Below are 21,457 nucleotides of genomic sequence, written 5' to 3'. Positions count from 1 at the left end.
GAAATCACCAGTAACGGTCTGAAATCACACGTACTGCATACGTTCCGGCTCCGGTGGATGCGGGTCTGCGACCCGCATTATCGTAGGTGTGACCCTGATTGCGGCGCGTCACTATCCTGCTTACCGGTACAATCTTGATAGAGATGATGAGGTCGCTGATGCCGCCATTGCCAATCGTTGCCACTCTCCTCCACCGCGCTGCTACTGAACCTGAGCATCCGTGCCTGATCGCTGCCGGGCAAACGTTCACATACACAGCGCTGGCCAGCGCAACTGCCGGCTGGGCAACGCGATTGCAGGCACTCGGTCTGGCCCGTGGCGATCGGGTGGCGCTCGCACTCCCCAATACCCCGGCATTCATTGCCGCCTACTTCGGCGCCCAATTGGCCGGCGCAGCAGTGGTGCTAGTCAACCCACAGTACCGCCATGCCGAACTGAGCCATTTGTTGGCCGACTCTGAACCGGCGATTGTGGTGGCGACCGACGAGAATGAGGCCTTGTTGCGCGAGGCGATGCCAGCAACGCCAGCCCGCCTAATCAAACCCGACACCACCGTCTTCGGCGCACCGCCAGCCGATTTCACCGCCTGCCTGCCACCTGACCCCGCTGAGATGGCATTGATCGCCTATACCTCAGGTACCACCGGGCGCGCGAAGGGGGCCGTGCATACCCACGCCAGTCTTGCCGCTAACTGCGACGCGATTATCACTGCATGGCACTGGACTGCCGCCGATCGCTTGCTGTTAATGCTACCGCTTTTTCATGTGCATGGGTTAGGCGTCGGCGTGCATGGTACGATCCGCAGCGGGGCCAGTCTCGAATTGCATCCCCGATTTGATGCTGAAGTGGCATTGCAACGACTGGCCGATCCGGCAATTACGCTCTTTTTTGGCGTGCCGACGATGTATGTGCGATTGGTCGAAGCGGCGCGCCAGCATGGTGTGCCGCCGCATCACGTGCGGCTCTTTGTATCGGGGTCAGCCCCGCTCAGCCCACAAACCTTTGCCGATTTTGCCGCGCTCTTCGGCCAGTCTATCCTCGAACGGTACGGTATGACCGAGACCGGCATGAACCTGACTAATCCCTACAACGGCGAACGACGGCCCGGCAGCGTTGGTATGCCATTCCCCGGCCAAGAGGCGCGCATTGTCGATCGCGACACCCGCCAGCCGTTACCGGTTGGGCAGATTGGCGAGATTCAAGTACGTGGGCCGCACCTCTTCCAAGGCTACTGGCGCAACCCGGTAGCAACGGCGGCAGCCTTTACTGCTGACGGTTGGTTCAACACCGGTGATCTCGGTTTCGTTGATGCCGATGGCTACTTCCACATCACCGGACGCAGCCGCGACTTGATTATCAGCGGCGGCTACAACATCTATCCCCGCGAAGTCGAGGAGGTGTTAGCGCAGCATCCCGCCGTGGCCGAATGCGCGGTGTATGGTCAACCCGATCCCGATCTCGGCGAAGTGCCGGTTGCTGCGGTCGTCATCCGTCCATACCCACCGGTAACCGCTACCGAGTTGATCGACCATTGCCGCGCCAATCTCGCCGCCTACAAACGCCCGCGCGCGATTCGCTTTGTTTCGGCATTGCCTCGCAATGCGCTCGGCAAAGTGCAACGCCACTTGCTGGCAACTGATCCACCCGTCGCCGGGGAAGGGCTATGAGCGATCTCGACGACTACGAAGGCGATCCGGAACTTGACCGTGAACGCCTGAGCGAATTAGTGACCGATCAGCTCGAAGAGCTGGCGCGCGCTATCCACTCGCGTGACCAACTCGTGCGGGCGCGCGCCGCCAGCCGGTTGGTGAGACTGGACGTTGATCCGGAACTAGCATTGCCGGCGCTTAACCATCGCCGGGCGATAGTGCGCGAAGTCGCAGCAGAAGCAATTGGCTACAGCAGTAAACCGCTGAATGCAACGGTCATCGATGCGCTACTGGCCGCTATTGATGATCCCAAACCATTTGTGGCCGCTGCTGCAATTCGCACGTTAGGCCGGCGTCAGATTAGTGTGGCCCGCGCTCAGATCTCGGCCTGTCTCGATGACCCCGAACCGCCAATTGTGGCGGCGGCGATCGTTGCACTCGCCCGTCTTGGCGACACCACGCTCGCGGTGGCGCTGCCCAACTTTCTCAACAGCCCGCATCTCACCATCCGCATCGCCGCCGCCGAAGCCGCCGGCATCCTCCACGCCCCGGCAGCAGTGCCCGGCTTACTCTGTTTGTTGGAAGATTGCATTACCGCGTGGCACGACGCCCAACCGCGCATTCCCAGCCGGGCTGCCAGCGTGGCAATGCAAGCGCTGGCCCGCTTGCGCGCGCGCACCGCCGTGCCGCTGCTGGTCGAGATCGCCCGTTATATCGTTGGCCTGCGCACGTTAGCAGTGCGCACCCTCATCCAACTCCAAGCGGTGGAAGCAGCGCCAGCCATCGCCCCGCTGCTCAATGAAGATGGTAGCCACCTCTTACACGAGGTCATTCGCCTCTTACACATGGCAAACTACCGCGCTGCACTCCCCGAATTGCGGGCATTGCTGCAACGCTCGGCGTCCAACCGCCGGTCATTACTCATGAAAGTGATGCAGGTTTTGACGGAATGGCATGATCGGGAAAGTCTGCCGCTGATTGCGCAGATTGCCGAGAGCGATCCGAGCGCCGAGCTGCGCAGCTACGCTGCCCACTGTGCAGCAACCCTCGCCGTATGCACCCCTCCATCGCCGGCGCACGATATCGAATTGCCACAAGAACTCACTTTGCCGCCATCGTGCCACGAACGCTTGCAACAACGCCGACAACGCATGGCGAGTTTTACCGCCACCAGCGTAGTAGAAGGAGTCGTCTTGCGCGTGCTCAGCTACGGCGCAGTCATTGATCTCGGCGGGGTCGAGGGGTTTGTTCATGTGCGCGATATCGACTGGGGCTGGATTAGCGATGCGCGTACTGCCCTTCACCCCGGCCAAACGGTGCGGGCTGCCGTCACCGGCATCGATGAGACGCGGATGCGCGTCAACCTGAGTATCCGGCGGCTCACGCCCGATCCGTGGTCTCATATCACTCAACAGCTTGCCGTGGGGATGCACATCAACGGCACAGTCTCCGGAATCACCGGTTTTGGTGTCTTTATTGAGGTCTTCCCCGGTGTGCAGGGGTTGGCCCATACCAGCCAGATTCCACCCGATCCGCGACCGTTGCGCGAACGATTTCCGCTTGGCTGCCGTGTCAGCGCCACGATTCTGAACATTGATCCCGATCGGCGACGGATCGCGCTGCGATTGCACGAAGGATTGCAACAAAAAGCCGCACATCAGTGATGTGCGGTAGTAGTGGTGGGGACGATGGGAGTTGAACCCACACGCCTTGCGGCACATGATCCTAAGTCATGCGCGTCTGCCATTCCGCCACGTCCCCGCTGGCGAGTATAGCACGAGATGGCGCTGCCGGCAAGTGGTTGCCGGGCAGGCTCGTGACATGATATACTAAAGCAGTTAATGTGGAATAACCTTGAATGACGCCCCCTCCGCCGCGTAGCACCGTCGTCGCGGTATCGACAGCCAGCAGGAGCCGCCATGAAAGCCGTTGTGATGGCCGGCGGCGAGGGCACTCGCCTGCGACCGCTCACGATTAATCGCCCGAAGCCGATGGTATCGCTGGTCGATCGACCGGTGATGCAACATATTATTGAGTTGCTCAAACTGCACGGGATTACTGACATTATCATTACGGTGCAGTATCTCGCCAACGTGATCCAAGATTATTACGGCGACGGCAGCGCCTACGGCGTGAATATTACCTACTCACTCGAAGAGGTGCCGCTTGGTACTGCCGGCAGCGTCAAGAATGCCGAACATCTGCTGACCGAGCCGTTCCTCGTCATTTCAGGTGATGCGCTGACCGATTTCAACCTGACTCAAATCATTGAGCATCATATTGCCTCTGGCGCCACCGCAACCGTCACTCTGACTCGCGTCGCCAACCCGCTTGACTACGGTGTCATCATTACTGACGAGCAAGGGCGTATTCGCCAATTGCTTGAAAAGCCGAGCTGGGGCGAGGTCTTTTCTGATACGGTCAACACCGGTATCTACGTCTTCAACCCCGACATCTTTAGTTACATCGAACGCGGTCGCGTCACCGACTGGTCGAAAGATGTCTTTCCGCGCATGCTCCACCGCGGCGACCGGCTGTACGGCTATATCGCCAATGGCTACTGGACGGATGTGGGTACGATTGAAGCGTATATGCGCGCCTGCGGCGATTATCTGTCGGGCAAGGTTAATCTGCCGCGGATCGGCCACAACATCGGCGGTGATGTCTGGGTTGACCGCGACGCCGAAATTGCGCCTGACGCTCAATTGCACGGGCCGATCTATCTTGGCCATGGAGCCAAGATTAAGGGTGGCGTGATCATTCACGGGCCATCGGTGATTCGTGATTATACGATCGTCGACTCGCGGGCAAACATCGATCGCTCGATCATTTGGCGCAATTCGTACATCGGCGAACGGGCAGAACTGCGCGGCGCCATCGTGTTGCGCCAGTGCAATATTCGCTCGCGCGCGATGATCTTCGAGGGAGCCGTGATTGGCGATGGAGTGCAGATCGGCGCCGGCGCGGTCGTGCAGCCCAATGTCAAGATTTGGCCTTCCAAAGAGGTTGATGAAGGGGCAACTGTCACCTCGAGCATCATCTGGGGCAGTCAAGGCCGGCGCGTACTGTTTGGCCGTTATGGCATCACTGGGTTGGTCAATATCGAGATCACCCCTGAGATGTGCGCCCGGCTTGGGGCAGCCTACGGCGCAACCTTGCCCCGCGGCGCAACCGTCACGATCAACCGCGATGCGCACTTTACGCCCCGCATGCTCAAACGGGCAATCATCGCCGGTTTGCCTTCGGCTGGGGTCAATGTCTGCGATCTGCGCAATGTGCCTATCCCGCTCGCCCGCTACTACACCCATGCCAGCGGCGCTGCCGGCGGCGTGCATGTGCGGATCTCACCGTTTGATAATCGCGTCGCCGAGATTAAGTTTTTCAACCATCTTGGACTGGATATCAACAGCGCCACCGAACGCAAGATCGAGAGCACCTTCTTCCGCGAAGATTACCGGCGCGCCTACCTCGATGAGATTGGCCGTATCTTCTACGGCGAAGATGTTGAAGAGCGCTACCGCACCGCCTTTATGCGCGCGCTCGGCCAAGAGGCTGCATTTGGCAAAGGCTTTCCGATCGTCATCGATTACGCGAACACCAGCACCAGCACGGTGATGACTGAGATTTTACGTCGCATGCGGGCTGACGCGGTTGAGCTGAACGTGAATCTCGATGAGCGGATGGTGTTTCAGACGAGCGCCGATTTTGAAGCGGCTATGACCCGGCTTACCAAGATTACACCGGTCGTCGGCGCGCAATTCGGCGTGCGCCTTGACCCCGGCGGCGAGAAGATTTTTCTGATCGATGATCGCGGCCAGCGGCTGCATGGGTTGCGCGCACTGGCTGCTATGACTGCGCTGGCGATGCGCGCCCACGGCGGCGGCATTGTGGCGGTACCGGTCACCGCGCCGCGCGCTTTCGAGCAGATTGCCGCTCGTTATGGCGGCAGCATCATTCGCACCCGCGCGAACCTCGGCGCGCTCATGAATTTGGCCGCTGAACGACCCGATCTGTTGTTGCTCGGTGATGGCACCGGCAACTATATTTTCCCCCACTTCTACCCCGTTGCTGATGGAATGTTCGCTATTGCCCACCTGATGGAACTACTCACGCTAAATCAAACCACCCTCAGCGAAGTGCTGGCCGATTTGCCGCCTTATTACCTCTGGCAGACGCGCGTCCCCTGCCGCTGGGAGAGCAAAGGCAAGGTGATGCGCATTCTCAACCAGCAGTACCACGAACGCCACGGCGAGCAGATCGATGGCATCAAGATTGAGTTGGGGCAGGAATGGGTGCTGATTTTACCCGATCCCGACGGGCCATTCTTCCATGTCATCGCCGAAGGCAGCAGCGAAGAGCATGCCCGGGTCTTGACTGATAAGTACGCTGGTTTGGTGACGAGTTTACAGTAATGCCGATCGATTGACCGCTGGCTTGGCCGTATGCGAGGAGGGTGCGATGTCTATCCGCTCAAGGAACAATGATCCGCTTTACGATGCGATCGAGACAACTACGATTCGGATTGGCCGGTTTGGGTACGGTCTCTTGCGGCTGCCGCTTAGCTTGCTGCCATCACAAAGCCGCACCCACATGGAACGCGCGCTCTATGAGCTGAGTCACGGCTTTGCTAGCCTGCCCGGTGATTTCGCCCGTATCGCCGAACACGAGATTAAGCGCTGGATTGATGAGACGCCGCCGGCTCGCCGCCGCCAACCGGAACCGGAACAGCATCTGACGGTGATAATCACGCCGGAAGAGGCGGTGGTTGAACCGGCTCCCTCCCAGCACCTTGCAGTGACGATTGCGCCAGTAGAAGCTAGAACTGAAACTGCTGCGCCAGCCGCCGAACAGTCGCAGCCAACGACTGACGAAGAACCCATCGAAGAAGATGTGGCTGAATTGTTGACCGATGAAGTGTCAGAGTCGATTATTGATATTGAACGGCTGGTGGCCGAACCGCCCAATGTAAGCATTACCTACATTGAGTATGATCCGCCCGGCAGCGATCTTGAGGGTGAATTTGTGGTGATTTCCAACGCTTCCCACGAACCAGTTGATCTTACGGGTTGGACGTTAATTGACGAAGGCGCGAAACACAGCTATACCTTCCCAGCCTTTGTCCTAGCCGGCGGTGCGGAAGTAACATTGTGGACGAAAGCTGGCGTCAACGATGCCAATAACCTCTATTGGGGATCGCACCGGCCAATTTGGAATAATACCGGCGATACTGCTATCTTGCGAGATGCAAATGGCAACTTGATTAGTCGTTATACCTATGCAGCCGGTGCATAATGTGGTTGTAGAGACGAAGGCGGGCGGTTCCCTTCACTCCTCTAGCGAGCGATACTTATGAGCGACGTGTCACTGGTTGGTCAGACCATCGGCCGGTTTGAGATTCTTTCGGAGTTGGGACGCGGCGGCATGGCGGTCGTCTATAAAGCGCGCCAGACTGATCTCGATCGGATTGTGGCGCTGAAGATTTTGCCGCCAAGCCTAACCAGCGATCAGAGCTATATCGCTCGCTTTCGCCAAGAGGCGCGCAGCGCGGCTCGGCTCGAGCATCCTCACATTATGCCGATTTATGAGGTCGGCGAGGTGGCCGGCTATCATTACATCGCGATGAAGTTTATTCAGGGGCGGACGCTCAAGCAGTTGCTTGAGCAAGAGGGCGCGTTGCCTATCACCCGCGCGGCGCAGATTTTAGCGCAGGTGGGCGAGGCGCTCGATTACGCTCATCGGCAAGGGATTATTCACCGCGATATTAAGCCCTCGAACGTGATGATTACCGATGACGGCTGGATCTACCTCACCGACTTCGGTTTAGCGCGTGGTACCGGCAGCAGCGCCGGCGGTTTGACGATGGCCGGAACGGTCATGGGCACGCCCGAATATATGTCGCCCGAACAGGCGCAGGGGTTGCCGAATGTGGGGCCGGCCACCGATATTTACGCGCTAGGGGTGATGCTTTACGAACTATTGACCGGGGCTTTTCCCTTCAAAGCTGAAACACCGATGGCGATGCTGGCCGCGCGCCTTGTGCATGCGCCGATTCCGCCCCGCGACGTGCGCGGCGATTTGCCGCCCGCAGTCGAAGATGTGATTATGCGCGCGCTGGCCCGTAAGCCGGAAGCGCGGTTTGCTTCGGCAGCCGAAATGGTTGCGGCGCTACGGCAAGCGGTTGGGATGAGTGAGAATGAACTGAGCCGCCCGCTGACGCCGCAGCGGGGAATGCCGGCAGCAGCGAGCGACGCGCCCAATTGGCTTAGCCCTGCGCAAGCAGGTCCCCCCCCGCCCGCCTACGGCACACCGCCTACCCCCTCGCCGGTGTATGTGCAGGCGCCGGTCGCGCAACCGTACAGCGTGGCCCCCACCGTTCCAGCCAACCCGCTGAATGCGCCAACGGTACCTGCCCCAGCAACCCGCAAAGGCGCGCCGGTTGGGATCATCGCGGGTGTCATTATCGTGCTGCTGCTCATCGGCGGTGGTATCGCCGCGTTTGTCTTTTCTCGCCCTGCCGAACCGGAACCAGTTGCCAGCAAAGCCGAACCACTGATTGCCGATGGCGACGTGGCACTGGCCCGTACCGGCGGCTTAACCGATGCCATCAGCGCGTATCGCTCGGCGATTGCCGCTGACACCAACAATATGACCGCCCATGCCCGGCTGGCCGGCGCTTTATTGGCGCAGGGCAGATGGGAAGATGCAATAGCTGCTACCGAGCCATTGTTGGCTGCACGCAACCCCCAAGCGCAGGCGCTTGGGTATAGCATCAGCGGCTATGCTTACTTCCAGCTCGGTGATATAGTGAACGCGCGCATCTCCGGAGCAGAAGCGATTGCCACCGACGATTCGGTCGCGCTTGGCTATGCGTTATACGCAGCGGCGCTGGCTTCCAATGCTGAAAACAGCCGCGATAATAGCCTCATGAACGACGCATTTACTGCGATCGGCAATGCGGAAGACCGGCTCAACGCCGCCGATCCGCTCAACCGCGCATTTGCCCGAGCTTTGATCGGCTGGGCCTTCGGACAGGATTTTCGTTTGCGTAACGACCCGAATGTGCTTGAGCAAGCGATTACGAGCCTTGAAGCGGCGATTGATAGCTATCCGACCTTGGCCTTCTTTCACTACGAACTCGGTGCCATCTATCTGGCCGCCAACGACGATACCGAATCCGCGCGCGCTGAATTCAACAGCGCCCTTGAACTCGACCCCAACTTCAGCCCAGCCCAAGCTGGCCTTGGCTGGGTTGCCTATCTTGATGGCCGCACTCGCGAGGCGCGCCAAGCCTTCAATGAGGCCCTCCAACTTAATCCTAACGAAAGCCTTGCCCTGCTTGGTCTAGGACGGCTGGCTTTGGACGATAACCAGTGGGATGAAGCGATTAACTACTTCCAACAAGCGATTGACAGCAATCCCCGTTCGGCGACGGCTTACGGGTATCTGGGTGAGGCCAAGTTGTTCACCGGCTTTAACAGCACTGATCAAGTCACCCAAGACACTTTCTATCAAGAGGCGGAAGAGGCGTACCGCCAATCAATCAGGCTCGATGACTATTTCGTATTGGCACATAACGGGTTGGGGTGGGTTTTGCAGTACCAAGAGCGGTACAGTGAGTCGATCGAGGCGTTTGAACGTGCCCGCCAAATCGACAATCAGGAAGAAGAGATCTTCAATGGTCTCGGCTGGAGTCTCTTTCTCAGCAATCGCTATGTAGAAGCGGAACCCATGTTTAAGCGAGCGGTTGAGCTTGATCCAACTTACGCCAGCGCCTATTTTGGGTTAGGGCGTTCGTATGAAGAGCAAGGCCGGCGCGCAGAGGCGTTAGCGGCATTCCAAGCGACCAAACGCCTCAACCCGAACTATCGTGGCATTGATGAAGCGATTGCACGCGTATCAAATTAACGGATAAACGTGACAGCACTAACAATTCTCTTGATCGGCCCGCCCGGTGCAGGCAAAACGACCATCGCCACCCAATTGGCACGCGAGACCGGGATGGCAATGATTGCCACCGGCCAGCAATTGCGCGCCGAGATCCGGGCGCAGACTCCCATCGGCCAACAGATTGGGGCGCTGCTCGAACAAGGGCAATTGGTACCTGACTCGCTGATGGCCGAGCTGATGCGCTCGTGGCTGCACGCGATTCCGCCCTCGCAACCCTGTCTGCTTGATGGGTATCCGCGCAGTGTGGCCCAAGCGCAGATGCTCGAAGTGCTGCTGGCCGAACAGGGCCGGCAAGTCGATGCCGTGATGGTGCTCGATCTCAGCGAAGCGACGATCATTCATCGCCTCAGTGGTCGCCGCGTCTGCCGCAGTCCCGATGGAGGCGATGTGACGTTGCATATCGATGATGCCGAGACCGTTGCTCAATGTGTGGCCCGCGGCGGTGTATTGCTACAACGTGACGACGATCAACCTGAAGTCATTCGCGCCCGCCTCCAGCTCTACGAGCAAGCGACTGCTCCTGTGCTTGATTTCTACATTGCGCGCGGGTTAGTGCATCACATCAATGCCGAACAGCCGCTGCCAGCAATCGTAGCGGCAATCCGCGCGGCCTTGCAACTTTGAGCTTCCCCAACCCAGCGACGCAGCATCACCTCGCGCTATGCTACAATAGCGGCAACAGGCGTGCATAGGAGGAGGTTCAACGATGAACGGGCATGTGGCGCTGATTACCGGTGCAGCGAGCGGGATTGGCTTGGCCTGCGCGGAACGGTTTGTCGCCGATGGCTATCGGGTCGTAATCGTTGATTTGCCCGGCCCAGCCGGTGAGGCTGTCGCCGAACGGCTCGGCGGTATCTTTGTGGGGGTCGATCTCGCAACGCAGGCCGGCTGCCGGCAAGCGGTTGACGCGGCGCTCAATACGTATGGCCGAGTGGATGCGCTGATCAACAATGCCGGCTTCCAACACATTGATCCGATCGAAGACTTCCCTGAAGATCGGTGGGAGACGATGATCGCGGTGATGTTAACCGCCCCCTTCCGTCTCACGAAATATGTCTGGCCGAGCATGAAGGCCAATGGACGCGGGCGGATTGTGAATATCGGTTCGGTGCATAGCCTGCGCGCCTCGCCCTTCAAAAGTGCGTATATCTCGGCGAAGCATGGTTTACTCGGTTTAACCCGCACCGCGGCGCTGGAAGGCGGCCCCTACGGAATTACCGTTAATCTGATCGCGCCAGCCTACGTGCGCACGCCGCTGGTTGAGAAGCAGATCGCCGATCAAGCTCGTACCCGCGGCATTCCCGAAGATCAGGTCATCGAGAAGGTGATGCTCGAACCGGCAGCGATTAAGCGCCTCATCGAGCCATCTGAAGTTGCTGGCTTGGCGGCGTTCCTCTGCTCTGATGCTGCCGGTGCGATCACTGGGTCGGTGTACGAGATCGCTTTGGGTTGGACGGCACGGTAGGGGCGCGGTCGTAGGCGTTGCGCGGCAACGCCCCTACGACCGCACGGGTAGGCCTAACACGGCCCGTGCTTCGGCCACGTCATGGCGGATTTGGGTGACTAACTCATCAATACTGTTGAATTTACGTTCGTTGCGCAGCCGCATCAACAACTCAAGGCGCAGCCGTTGGTCGTAGAGGTCACCCTCCCAATCGAGCAAATACGCCTCAACCACCCGCCGCGTGCCATCAAACGTAGGGCGGACGCCGATGTTCGTTACTGCCGGCACAACCGCACCAGTGGCGAGATTGGCCCGGCAGGCGTAGACGCCATTGGCCGGCAGGGCAACATCAGGGCTGACCTGAACATTGGCGGTGGGGAAGCCGATCTGGCGTCCGCGCCCGTCGCCGCGAGTCACAATTCCGTGTAGCGCGAACGGGCGCCCCAACAAAGCGCCTGCGCCAGCGACATTGCCGGCCAGCACCAGCTCACGGATGCGCGACGAGCTAACCGGAATACCAGCGACGGTATATTTGCTGAGCGCGCCAACCGCAAATCCCATCTGACGACCGATCTCCATTAAGCGTGGAATATCACCCTCGCGCCCGCGCCCCATAGCAAAATCTTCGCCTACCCAGATCTCGCGTACCGGGAGCGCAGCGCAGATCTGCGCCATATATTCGGCGGCAGACAACCGGCGAATCTCTTCGGTAAAGGGGGCAATAATGAGCAGATCCGGTTCGAGCCGCCGAATCTGCTCGATCTTTTCATCGAGATCGCTCAGCAGTTGCAACGGCTGGCCGGGTTGCAATACCGCGCGCGGATGCGGTTCCCACGTCAGCACCGCACTGAGCATATCGAGCGCACACGCCCGTTCTACCGTGGTACGAATCAATTGTTGATGGCCGAGATGGACGCCATCGAAACGGCCAATGGTTAACACTGTCGCCCGGTTGGCCAAGCCGGGAATGAGGTCGCGGGCGATCTGCACAGGCTTTCTGCTCCGTTTCTATCCCTGATTGGCCAGCCGTTGCAATTCGGCCAGCCGGTTCAACGCTTCTAGCGGAGTCAATTCTTCAATCCGCAGCCTCCGTATGTACTCTACCACCGGATGCGGCGCGAGATCAAAGAACGAGAGCTGCATGCTCGTCGCTGGCGGGCGGGCCGGCGCTTCAGGGGCCGGTTCAGGCTGGTGCAGCGCTGGCGGTTCAGTCACGCCGTCTGGCTCTACATGGCTACGCGCCGCTGCCACCTCAACCGCCCGCCCTTCCAGCTCGGCCAGCAATTGGTTAGCGCGCCGGATCACACTCGCCGGAATACCAGCCAGCTCGGCGACATGGATACCATACGAGCGATCGGCGCCGCCACGGCGCAGTTCATGCAAAAAGACTACCCGCCCATCACGCTCGATCGCCGCCATGTGGTAGTTGCGGACGCGCGCCAACTCACCTTCGAGCGCCGTCAGCTCGTGGTAGTGGGTAGCGAACAACGTCCGGCAACCGAGCTGCGGGTCGTCGTGGATGTATTCCACCACGGCCCGCGCAATCGCCATGCCGTCGTAGGTGCTGGTGCCGCGACCGACTTCGTCGAGAATGATCAGCGAGCGTGGAGTGCTCTGCATGAGCAACGCGGCGGTTTCGGTCATCTCAACCATAAAGGTGCTTTGGCCGGTGGCGATGTCATCTTGCGCGCCAATGCGGGTGAAGATACGATCGACTAGTCCAATTTCAGCTTCATCAGCCGGAACAAACGAGCCGATCTGCGCCATGAGCGTGATTAAGGCCACTTGGCGCAAGAAGGTGCTCTTGCCGGCCATGTTGGGGCCGGTGATGATCAGAATCTGCACATTGTCGCCGTCAAGTTCGATGTCATTGCCGATAAACGGCTCGCTAAGGGTGCGCTCGACCACCGGATGGCGACCTTGCTTGATGCGCAACACCCGATCGGTACGCAGCGCCGGCTGCACATAGCGCCCACGCACCGCCGCTTCGGCCAGCGCTGCCAACGCATCGAGCCGCGCCACTGCCGCTGCCGTCGCTCGCAGCCGGTCAAGGTGTTGCTGGATCTCGTCGCACAGGCGCTGGAAGATATCTCGTTCGAGATCGACCAGTTTCAGGCGCGCATCGCTGAGCAGTCCCTCATAATATTTCAGCTCTTCGGTGACATATCGCTCGGCGTTGACCAGCGTCTGTTTGCGTTCGTAGTGAGATGGGATGAGCTTGGGATCAACCGCGCGCGAAATCTCGATATAGTAGCCAAAGACTTGGTTGTAGCTCACCTTGAGCGAACGAATACCGGTGCGCTCGCGCTCTTTGCTTTCTAAGCGGTCAATAAACTCTTGGGCATGGCGGCTCGCTTTGATCAACGCATCGAGGCGCTGGTCAAAACCGGGCCGGATCACCCGGCGCGGACGCTCACCACCTTCTTCGGCGGCGCGTAGATAGTTTGACGCGCCGAGCAGAGCCGGCGGGTCTTCATCAAGCGCCCGTTCAAGCAGATCGAGCACATCGCGACACAGATCGAACTCCGGCGCCGGTTCGCCGGCCATCTCTGGGGCAAGCAGATCGGGCAAGAGTGGTGCAACCGCTTGAGCCACAGCAGGCAGTTTACGCAACGCCACCCGCAACTGCACCATATCGCGCGGCGTTGCCACCGCAATCCCTTGCGCGATCCGGTTCAGCGCCCGCTCCATATCAGGCAGCTCGGTCAGCGCCGAACGCAGCTCAAGGCGAGCCATCGTCTCGAACACCAGCCGAGCCACGGCGTGTTGGCGCACCTGCAACGGTTCGAGCACGATCAACGGCTGGGTAATCCAGCGCCGCAACAGCCGCCCCCCCATCGCAGTGCAAGTCCGGTCGAGCACACCAATCAGCGAGGCTTTATTCCCCTGCCGCCCGCTGCTTTCGAGCAACTCAAGGTTGCGCCGTGTCTGCGGATCGAGCAACATATAGGCACCAGTATGGTAGAGCCGCAGATGGCGCAGTTGACTCACCCGCTGGCGCTGGGTCATCTGGGCGTACTGGATCAACGCGCCGGCGGCGCGCGTCGCCAAGGGCCGGTCATCAAGGCCGCATACCGCCAGCGAAGCCACCGCCAACTGCTCGAGCAACGCCTCAGCGGCGGTCGCCAACTCCCAGCGCCACGCTGGCCACTCGGTCACTTCGCCCTGCGTCCAACTCGCCGCGCTGGTACCGTCGAGCCGGCGTGCCACCCGCTCGTGAGGCAACAGCGCCTCGCGCTCTTCCTTGGTCAACGGGGCCAGATCTTGGCTGAGACGGGCTTGCACCGGGGTCAAATGCGGCAACCGCAACGTCTCGTCGTCCGGCACCAACACCTCGGCAGGCCGGAGACGGGCTAATTCGGCTTGCAACTGAATGAGCGCGCGGGCATCGGTAAACTCAGCCGCGGCAAACTCACCGGTTGAGAGATCGGCATACGCCAACCCCACCTTGTCCGCTTCGACAATCACCGCAGCCAGATAGTTGTTGGTGCGATCCGGCAACATCGCCGGATCGATCACCGTGCCCGGCGTAATAATCCGCACAATCGCCCGCTGCACCATCTTGCCGTTGCTTTCGAGCGGGGTCAACCCGGCAGCGTAGACGGAACGGGGCCGGGTATCGTTGCGCATCGCCTCGGTCTCACTCAACTGCTCGGCGATCGCCACTCGGTAGCCGCGCGCCACCAACTCGCTGACATAGCGATCGACGGCGTGGTAGGGCATCCCTGCCATCGGCGCATAGAGCTTCTGCTGATCTTTAGGGGCGCGCTTATCAACCGCGTACTCTTTGCGCGTCAACGTTACGTCAAGCAATTCCGCAATCAGCTTGGCGTCATCATCGAACGTCTCATAGAAATCGCCGAAGCGGAAAAGCAGGATGGCGTCAGCAGCCTCTTCTTTGAGTTTGCGATATTGGCGGTACCATGCATGCAGTTCGATTGCGGCCATGGGTTTCTTATCGTATTGCGGGAGCTTGCGCGTCATAGGGTGACGATCATTATCATCCGCGCTATGATAGCATATTCCGTGAGAATGCGAAGATCCTAGCTACGATGGTATCCGCTGTCCCATCTATTCTTCTTTGTATCATTGCGAGCCGCCGTCAGGCGGCGAAGCAATCCCCCACGAGCGCGGAAGCTATAATGTCAGCCGTGATGGCGAATGAAGACACATCAGCAATCCCCCGCGAGCGCGGGAGCTATGCCTGCACGCACTTCGCTCGGCTGAGCAGGAGATTGCAGCGGGGGATACGCGCCCTCGCAATGACCAATCACAGAGGAGTTGGCATTGCGGCAGTAGAACTGCCGCACTCCACAAACCCTAATACGCCAACAACTCGCGGGCGGCGGCAAGGATTTTGGCTGCGTTGGGCCGGTAAGCGTCTTCGAGCGGCGGACTGTAGGGCACCGGTGTGTCAGGGGCGGCTAGCCGGGTGATCGGCCCATCGAGATACTCGAAGGCCTGCTCGGCAATGATCGCGGCCACTTCAGCGCCGACGCCGCAGGTGCGATTAGCTTCATGCACGATCAGCACCTTGCCGGTCTTGCGCGCGGTAGCCAAAATTGCCGCTTCATCGATCGGCTTGAGCGTGCGCAAATCAAGCACCTCAATACTATGTCCCGCGCGTTCGAGTTCGTTTGCCGCGCTGAGCGCCTCTTGCACCATCGCGCCATAGGCGATGATGCTCAACTCTTCGCCGCTGCGCCGCACCGCCGCTTGTCCAATCGGTACCAACGCCTCACCTTCCGGCACCATCCCCTTCAGCGAGCGATAGAGATACTTGGTCTCGTAGTAGATGACCGGGTTGGGGTCGCGGATGGCGCTAAGCAGCAGGCCATAAGCGTCGGCAGGAGTAGCCGGCGCGACGACCTTGAGACCGGGGGTATGGACAAACCACGCTTCGTTGGATTGAGAATGGAACGGGCCGGCCCGCAGACCGCCGCCGCCGGGGGCGCGGATGGTGATCGGCACCGGCTGCCGCCAGCGAAAATGGTTAGTGGCGGCGAATTGCACAATTGCGTCGAAGCCGGTCGAGATAAAGTCAGCGAATTGCATCTCGACCACCGGCAAAAAGCCCTCGAACGACATGCCAATCGCAGCGTAAATCATCGCCAGCTCGGTCATCGGGGTATCGATCACCCGATCCTCGCCAAATTCCTCGATCAAGCCTTGCGTCACCTTAAACGCGCCGCCATAGACGCCGATATCTTCACCCATCACCAACACACGCCGGTCGCGCTGCATCTCGTAGCGCAAGGCAGCCCGGATCGCCTCCAGATAGGTTAGCTCGCGCGTCCCCTGCTCGCCGGCCAATACAGTTGTCGCTTTATGCAATCCTTGATCCCACGTCATGACTTCCTCCTGCCAGCGGGTTAGGCATAGACGCCATCGGTTACAGTTGCCGGGTCGGGGTACGGCGACGACTCGGCAAAGGCTTGCGCTTCATCAAGTTCAGCTTCAATCCGGGCCAGCAATGCGGCCAGCTTGGCGTCATCAAGCAAACCGCGCGCACGCAACTCAGACTCGATGCGGGCAATCGGATCACGCGCCTCCCACTCGGCCAGCAGCTCTTTGGGCACATAGGCCATATTATCGTGAATGGCATGGCCGCGCATGCGCATCGTCTTGCATTCAATAAAGGTTGGCCCGCCACCAGATCGCGCCCGCTCAACTGCCTCTTTCGTGACGTGGTACACTGCGGCAAAGTCGTTGCCATCCACAATCACCCCCGGCATATTGTAGCCAGCAGCGCGTTGCGCGATATGCTCAATCGCCATCTGGCGGCTGAGCGGGGTCGAATAGGCGTACTGGTTATTTTCGCAGATAATGACCATCGGCAATTTAAACACACTCGCCCAATTCATTGCCTCGTGGGCCAGCCCTTGTGAAGCGCTGCCATCGCCAAAAAAGCACATCGCCACCCGCGGCTCGCCTTTCAGCTTGATACCGTGGGCCACACCGGCAATCACGCCGGTCGAGGCGGGCAAATGGCTAATGAAGCCGATAATCCCCAAGCTCAGATCACCCATCCCGTGCAGATTGGCATCGCGCCCGCGGGTTACTCCCGTCTCACGGCCCAGCCACTGGGCCAAAATCCGGCGCGGGGTGAGGCCGCGCACGAGGTATGCGCCCAGATCACGGTGCATCGGTGCGATGATATCCTTGGGGCCGAGGCTCAACGCCGCCGCCACACTGAGGGCTTCGTGGCCGATCTGCGAAAAGTAACCGCCGACAATCTTGCTCTGTTTGTGAAGGAACGTGCCGCGATCATCAAGCGCGCGGGTCAAGCGCATCCAATAGTGGGCTTGTTGCAGTAATTCATCATCAATCTCGTTCATGCCGTCTCCTTGCCGGTGAAGGCATCGCTCAGCCGGCGTCCTTGCCGTGATTCCGCCAACAAGTGGGGTACAGAGGTATTGTACTCGATGAAGAACCGTGTGTGTGCAAAAAAAACCGTAGGGACATTGCTTGGCAATGTCCCTACGTCCAAACCGGTGATGCTTGGCGCGACGACTATTGAGCGACGTTCACCGCAATCTTGCGCGGCTTGATCTCTTCGGCCTTCGGCACGGTCACCGTCAGCACGCCATTCTCAAGCCGAGCCTCAATCCGATCCGGATGGATCTGATTGGGTAGGCGGATGCTGCGGCTGAAGCGGCCATAGCGGCGCTCGGTGACGTGATATTGGCGATCCTTGCGATCGTTGCTCTGCGTAATCTCACCGCTGATCGTCAGCACATTGTTCTCGAAGGTGATGTTGAGTTGATCAGCGGTCATACCGGGCACCGCCATCTCGACGTGATACGCATCAGCGGTCTCGCTCAGGTCGAGCGCCGGCACCAAGCTGCCGCTGCGCGGCATAACACCCGTGAAGCCGGTGAAGAAGGTATCGTCGAGCAATTGGGTCATCTCGCGGAAGGGATCCCAGCGGGTCAGGTTCGTCATAGCCGTCCTCCTTGCATCATCGTGTTATTTCTTTTCATCAGTCGTGCTCTCATTTGAGCCTGCCTATACGATAGCAAGACATTGTTAGAATGGCGTTGGCAAAGTATTAAAGCAGTGTCTACATTTGCAGCAACGATTTCGTAATGCCAAGAGGTCTAACCGGAAATTGACCAGCTATCGAGGGCAATCATAGCAGCACAAACACAACTATGACCACTGTTTATATGCACAATAATGAACAAAGACAGTATAAATCTGATCTATACAGCTTGTATACAACGTGATACAATGCAATTACACTATCACCAGCGCTAATCTAAAGGAGTGCAAACATGGCACGGTCTATTAATATCGACTTGCAGGGAGGTGTAGTACCAATCTCGCAGGCTGCGGCCAGCCTTGCGGCGCTCATTCGACGAGCCAAGGTGAGTGGGCAACCGGTGGTGATCACGCAGAAAGGGTATCCATCGGCGGTACTACTCAATATCGAGCTCTTTGAACAACTGCGGGCAATGGCGATGCAGGCCGAGCAGGCCCGTGAGCAGAATGGGTGATGAATGGAACGACAACGCTACTCGTATAACAAGGATGACGCGGGGTATAGCATCGTCCCCGCGTCATCGTTTAGCCCTAGCCGCGACGCAGCACCCCTACTAGCGCCCGTCTTGCGCAGCCATCAACGCTGGCATGATCCGGTTGTCTGTCTGTGCCGGCACGAGTGTCACGCGCGCCTTGCTCTCAGACAGATTTTGCAATTCGAGGATAGTGAACAACGCATCGCGCACTTGCGGGTCAGACCCGATACGAGCCAGCGCCTGACCAAGGATCTGCGGACGCACCGCTTTGGCGCGAGCGAACTCGATCGCCGCCTGCCGTTCGGCAGTGCTGGTAATGATATTCACCCGGTTGGCGCCATCTTGCAAAATTGCCGACGTCACTTGGCGCAACCGGTTGACCACCTTGGCCTCGATTTGCCGGATCATATTGATGTCGCGGAAGTGAACTTTGCGGATGTAAACTGACCCCAGCCGGTAGCCCCACTCTGCCGCTTTCGGCGACACCTCGGCCCGCACCGCTTGGCTCATGGCGTGCCGGTCTTCCAGCATCTGCGCCAACGGCATATTGCTGAGCGTGCGCACCACCGCATTGCTCACATTCGCCGCCAGCGAGCCTTGCGGATCGACATTCTTGAACAAGTAAGCTACCGGATCAACCACCGCCATCTCGTACCACACACCGATCCCCATCGGCGCGCCCTCTTCTGAATTAACCGGCTGGCTGCGCAGATAGCGCTGATCGAGCCGCATATCGATCACGTACCGCCGGCCAAAGAAGCCGATCAGAAAAGCGTTAATCCCCAGATGGAACGGCAAAATCACCAGCCCCGGCTCGCGCAAGACGCCGACCACGCTGCCGAACAGGGTATAGACGTGGCAGGTGCCTTCGTGAACGATGGTGTAGAAGCCAAACAAGCGTAACAAACCGAAGAAGGTCGGCGCGAGAATAAACGCCGCGACGAACGTAATCGACGCGACCACGATCGTGGAGAGCAAGAAGTTCATTGATCAACCTCCATAATCACTCGCTCGGCCTGCTGATAGAGACCAAGCCGGACATTGCGCAAATAGGCTGGCAGCGCGTCAGAACCGCTCGCCTTTAAGGCTCGCAACTGCTCGGCCAACGCGAGCAATGGCTCCACTTCGGCTTGCGCTTTGAGCGTCTCAATCTCGACTGCACGTTTCGACTGAACGATCTTTTGGTCGGCAGAGGCTTGCGCAAGGCTGATGTCTGACGATACTTGATTATGGGCAGTGTTAATTGCCGCCATCGCCGACTCAACCTCCGACGGTGCATCGATTTCGGTGATCAGTGAGGCATCAAGGATGATTCCGTACCGCGCTGCCGACGACAAGCACTCGCGATCCATCAGCTCGTTGAGATCGCGCAAATTCTTGCGCAGATCGTTGATCGAGACGCCGGTCACTTCAGAGGCTTCGCTCGGCATCGTGTGCAACTGCCCGGTTTCGGTCGCCGGCGCGGCAAAGTTAGCGATCCGTTCGCGTAGGATCGAGATAAAATAACCCATCACATGCACGACCGGATTTTTTACGCCAAACAAATAGGCATAGAGATGCCGCTCCGACACGCGGTAGCGGATCTGGCCCTTTAAGCCGACGTTGAGCTGGTCTTTCGTGACCGCTTCCAACACGCGCCCACCCTGATTAGCGGTTGGATCTTCCAAATCGAGCGCCATATTGATAGTTTGGGTTGCGATTGACACCTTATAAACCCGCTCCCACGGCCACTTAAAGTACGGGCCGCCGGGAGGGATCACCCGCACTTGCGGGTAGCGATACCGTTCACGTTCATCAGGCCGCAGATACTCTAGAAATGGATCATCAACTAGCGGCCCCGGCAAACGTTCGGCCCGACCAAAGATGGTCTTAACGGCTCGTTCATTCTGATCGACGGTGTAGAACCCGGATAAGAAATAGCGTACCACCAGCCAAACTAGTACCCAGAACAAGATACCTGTCATTGCTTGACCTCCCTAAAGTTTTTATGAACAAAAATCCCGATAAAATGTAATCACAATGTTTTCACTGTGATTACAGAATATATTCTGTTGATTACAGACAAGGTCTGCGCCGTGCTGGAGTTGCAGCATGTGCCGAACCACACCACCCTATCGCACGCCTGCAAGCGGCTGCTGCGCATGAACGTGCTGGGGAGGATACAGCGCAAGTTGCGAGACGAGGCAGGAGTGAGGAAGAAACGATGGCCTTTGCGAACACCGGCTACGCTACCTCCTAGGCGATCACATATTCCCGCAGTCGGACAGGCCGCACGATGCGAGTATTCGGGGTAAGGTCCGTCGCGGTGGGCACGTACTCGCAGCTCGTTGTGGCTTGTCAACAGGCAACTATCCCAAGCAGTGACAACGTGTTCCTGAGCAGAGTGCAGTGCGAGGCGCAGTGTTCTGCGCGCAGAGAGCGCTGGGTGATAATGGCTGATGCTGGTTGTGACGGGCGAGGGGGCACAAGGAGATATCTGTTCCCACACATCCGACGTGGCGGCAACGTGGTACGTTCTAAACAGATCGCTAGGGCCGAGTTGGTGACGGTAGCCCAGTTGGATGACTGGTATAGCCATCATTAGAAGGTAGAGACGGTGAACTCTGTCATCAAGCGCACGTCTGGTGATGCCATCCATTCGCGCTCGGCAGTTCTCCGAAACCACGAGCCGGCTATCAGGGGATTGGTCGACAATCTCCATCTAATTTCTTCTCAACCTTCTTGCCTATTTTTGCAACTAAGTAGGTTACTTACATTATAACATACGGCATCCTGCAGAAAAAGTTGCGCTACATGTGCTATAATCGCGCCGACTCACAGATTGCGAGACGTACCATTTGGTGCGTCACAACAGAAGGGCCATGCTCGCCCCCATGGCGCTTCTGAACGGATCCGAT

At 58.8% G+C, this 21,457-nt stretch carries 15 protein-coding genes and 1 tRNA gene; 8 read left to right on the top strand and 8 right to left on the bottom strand.

The window, feature by feature from the left end:
* Window positions 1-158 precede the first annotated feature (158 nt).
* Window positions 159-1,667 carry an acyl-CoA synthetase gene (locus Q1A00_RS04920; RefSeq protein ID WP_298483210.1) on the top strand — a complete coding sequence of 503 codons (1,509 nt, stop codon included), beginning with the start codon at window positions 159-161 and terminating at the stop codon, window positions 1,665-1,667.
* Window positions 1,664-3,313: a S1 RNA-binding domain-containing protein gene (locus Q1A00_RS04915; RefSeq protein ID WP_299755525.1), complete on the top strand. Its 1,650-nt coding sequence runs from the start codon at window positions 1,664-1,666 to the stop codon at window positions 3,311-3,313. Before Q1A00_RS04920 ends, Q1A00_RS04915 begins: the two co-directional genes overlap by 4 nt.
* 13 nt (window positions 3,314-3,326) lie before the next feature.
* Here the strand turns inward: Q1A00_RS04915 and Q1A00_RS04910 are convergent.
* Window positions 3,327-3,410 (bottom strand) — tRNA-Leu (locus Q1A00_RS04910).
* A 158-nt stretch (window positions 3,411-3,568) separates the two neighbouring features.
* On the opposite strand from Q1A00_RS04910, the gene Q1A00_RS04905 reads away from it, so the two are divergent.
* From Q1A00_RS04905 to Q1A00_RS04885, 5 genes are all read left to right on the top strand, one after another.
* Window positions 3,569-6,061, top strand: coding sequence for a mannose-1-phosphate guanyltransferase (locus Q1A00_RS04905; protein ID WP_298483206.1), 2,493 nt, complete (start codon window positions 3,569-3,571; stop codon window positions 6,059-6,061).
* Between the two features lie 46 nt (window positions 6,062-6,107).
* On the top strand, window positions 6,108-6,941 hold the full coding sequence (locus Q1A00_RS04900; protein WP_298483204.1) for a lamin tail domain-containing protein: 834 nt from the start codon (window positions 6,108-6,110) through the stop codon (window positions 6,939-6,941).
* Window positions 6,942-6,998: 57 nt separating this feature from the next.
* Window positions 6,999-9,554, top strand: coding sequence for a tetratricopeptide repeat protein (locus Q1A00_RS04895; RefSeq protein ID WP_298483202.1), 2,556 nt, complete (start codon window positions 6,999-7,001; stop codon window positions 9,552-9,554).
* 9 nt (window positions 9,555-9,563) lie between these two features.
* Window positions 9,564-10,220: a nucleoside monophosphate kinase gene (locus tag Q1A00_RS04890; RefSeq protein ID WP_298483201.1), complete on the top strand. Its 657-nt coding sequence runs from the start codon at window positions 9,564-9,566 to the stop codon at window positions 10,218-10,220.
* Between the two features lie 82 nt (window positions 10,221-10,302).
* Window positions 10,303-11,061, top strand: coding sequence for a 3-hydroxybutyrate dehydrogenase (locus Q1A00_RS04885; protein ID WP_299755520.1), 759 nt, complete (start codon window positions 10,303-10,305; stop codon window positions 11,059-11,061).
* A gap of 33 nt (window positions 11,062-11,094) precedes the next feature.
* Here the strand turns inward: Q1A00_RS04885 and Q1A00_RS04880 are convergent, their stop codons facing one another.
* The 5 genes from Q1A00_RS04880 to Q1A00_RS04860 all read right to left on the bottom strand — a co-directional run bounded on the left by Q1A00_RS04880 (window position 11,095) and on the right by Q1A00_RS04860 (window position 17,985).
* Window positions 11,095-12,030 (bottom strand): bifunctional riboflavin kinase/FAD synthetase, encoded by a 936-nt coding sequence (locus Q1A00_RS04880; RefSeq protein ID WP_298483197.1) that lies wholly within the window; start codon window positions 12,028-12,030, stop codon window positions 11,095-11,097.
* Between the two features lie 18 nt (window positions 12,031-12,048).
* Entirely contained in the window at window positions 12,049-14,988 is a 2,940-nt protein-coding gene (mutS, locus tag Q1A00_RS04875; RefSeq protein WP_298483218.1) for a DNA mismatch repair protein MutS, read from the bottom strand.
* 372 nt (window positions 14,989-15,360) lie between these two features.
* Window positions 15,361-16,392, bottom strand: coding sequence for an alpha-ketoacid dehydrogenase subunit beta (locus Q1A00_RS04870; RefSeq protein WP_298483195.1), 1,032 nt, complete (start codon window positions 16,390-16,392; stop codon window positions 15,361-15,363).
* Window positions 16,393-16,412: 20 nt separating this feature from the next.
* Window positions 16,413-17,378, bottom strand: coding sequence for a thiamine pyrophosphate-dependent dehydrogenase E1 component subunit alpha (locus tag Q1A00_RS04865; protein ID WP_298483193.1), 966 nt, complete (start codon window positions 17,376-17,378; stop codon window positions 16,413-16,415).
* 175 nt (window positions 17,379-17,553) lie between these two features.
* Window positions 17,554-17,985, bottom strand: a complete 432-nt coding sequence (locus Q1A00_RS04860) for an Hsp20/alpha crystallin family protein (RefSeq protein ID WP_299755517.1) — start codon at window positions 17,983-17,985, stop codon at window positions 17,554-17,556.
* 332 nt (window positions 17,986-18,317) lie between these two features.
* On the opposite strand from Q1A00_RS04860, the gene Q1A00_RS04855 reads away from it, so the two are divergent.
* Complete coding sequence (locus tag Q1A00_RS04855) at window positions 18,318-18,539, top strand: type II toxin-antitoxin system prevent-host-death family antitoxin (RefSeq protein WP_066791558.1); 222 nt, start codon at window positions 18,318-18,320, stop codon at window positions 18,537-18,539.
* A gap of 99 nt (window positions 18,540-18,638) precedes the next feature.
* Here Q1A00_RS04855 and Q1A00_RS04850 read toward each other — a convergent pair whose 3' ends face one another.
* Together Q1A00_RS04850 and Q1A00_RS04845 are read right to left on the bottom strand one after the other, a co-directional pair.
* Window positions 18,639-19,547 carry an SPFH domain-containing protein gene (locus Q1A00_RS04850; protein ID WP_299755512.1) on the bottom strand — a complete coding sequence of 303 codons (909 nt, stop codon included), beginning with the start codon at window positions 19,545-19,547 and terminating at the stop codon, window positions 18,639-18,641.
* Complete coding sequence (locus Q1A00_RS04845) at window positions 19,544-20,524, bottom strand: SPFH domain-containing protein (protein WP_299755510.1); 981 nt, start codon at window positions 20,522-20,524, stop codon at window positions 19,544-19,546. Before Q1A00_RS04845 ends, Q1A00_RS04850 begins: the two co-directional genes overlap by 4 nt.
* Window positions 20,525-21,457: the final 933 nt, after the last annotated feature.

The organism is uncultured Chloroflexus sp., from assembly GCF_938091255.1.
Lineage (GTDB): Bacteria > Chloroflexota > Chloroflexia > Chloroflexales > Chloroflexaceae > Chloroflexus.
The sequence above is the reverse complement of the archived record's forward strand: the minus strand, read 5'-3'. Positions and strand labels throughout refer to the sequence as shown.

Excerpts from the sequence above, each read along its gene's own strand:
- Q1A00_RS04920 (WP_298483210.1), top strand. The coding sequence starts at position 159 with ATGCCGCCATTGCCAATCGTTGCCACTCTCCTCCACCGCGCTGCTACT.
- Q1A00_RS04915 (WP_299755525.1), top strand. The coding sequence starts at position 1,664 with ATGAGCGATCTCGACGACTACGAAGGCGATCCGGAACTTGACCGTGAA.
- Q1A00_RS04905 (WP_298483206.1), top strand. The coding sequence starts at position 3,569 with ATGAAAGCCGTTGTGATGGCCGGCGGCGAGGGCACTCGCCTGCGACCG.
- Q1A00_RS04900 (WP_298483204.1), top strand. The coding sequence starts at position 6,108 with ATGTCTATCCGCTCAAGGAACAATGATCCGCTTTACGATGCGATCGAG.
- Q1A00_RS04895 (WP_298483202.1), top strand. The coding sequence starts at position 6,999 with ATGAGCGACGTGTCACTGGTTGGTCAGACCATCGGCCGGTTTGAGATT.
- Q1A00_RS04885 (WP_299755520.1), top strand. The coding sequence starts at position 10,303 with ATGAACGGGCATGTGGCGCTGATTACCGGTGCAGCGAGCGGGATTGGC.
- mutS (WP_298483218.1), bottom strand. The coding sequence starts at position 14,988 with ATGGCCGCAATCGAACTGCATGCATGGTACCGCCAATATCGCAAACTC.
- Q1A00_RS04870 (WP_298483195.1), bottom strand. The coding sequence starts at position 16,392 with ATGACGTGGGATCAAGGATTGCATAAAGCGACAACTGTATTGGCCGGC.
- Q1A00_RS04865 (WP_298483193.1), bottom strand. The coding sequence starts at position 17,378 with ATGAACGAGATTGATGATGAATTACTGCAACAAGCCCACTATTGGATG.
- Q1A00_RS04860 (WP_299755517.1), bottom strand. The coding sequence starts at position 17,985 with ATGACGAACCTGACCCGCTGGGATCCCTTCCGCGAGATGACCCAATTG.
- Q1A00_RS04855 (WP_066791558.1), top strand. The coding sequence starts at position 18,318 with ATGGCACGGTCTATTAATATCGACTTGCAGGGAGGTGTAGTACCAATC.
- Q1A00_RS04850 (WP_299755512.1), bottom strand. The coding sequence starts at position 19,547 with ATGAACTTCTTGCTCTCCACGATCGTGGTCGCGTCGATTACGTTCGTC.
- Q1A00_RS04845 (WP_299755510.1), bottom strand. The coding sequence starts at position 20,524 with ATGACAGGTATCTTGTTCTGGGTACTAGTTTGGCTGGTGGTACGCTAT.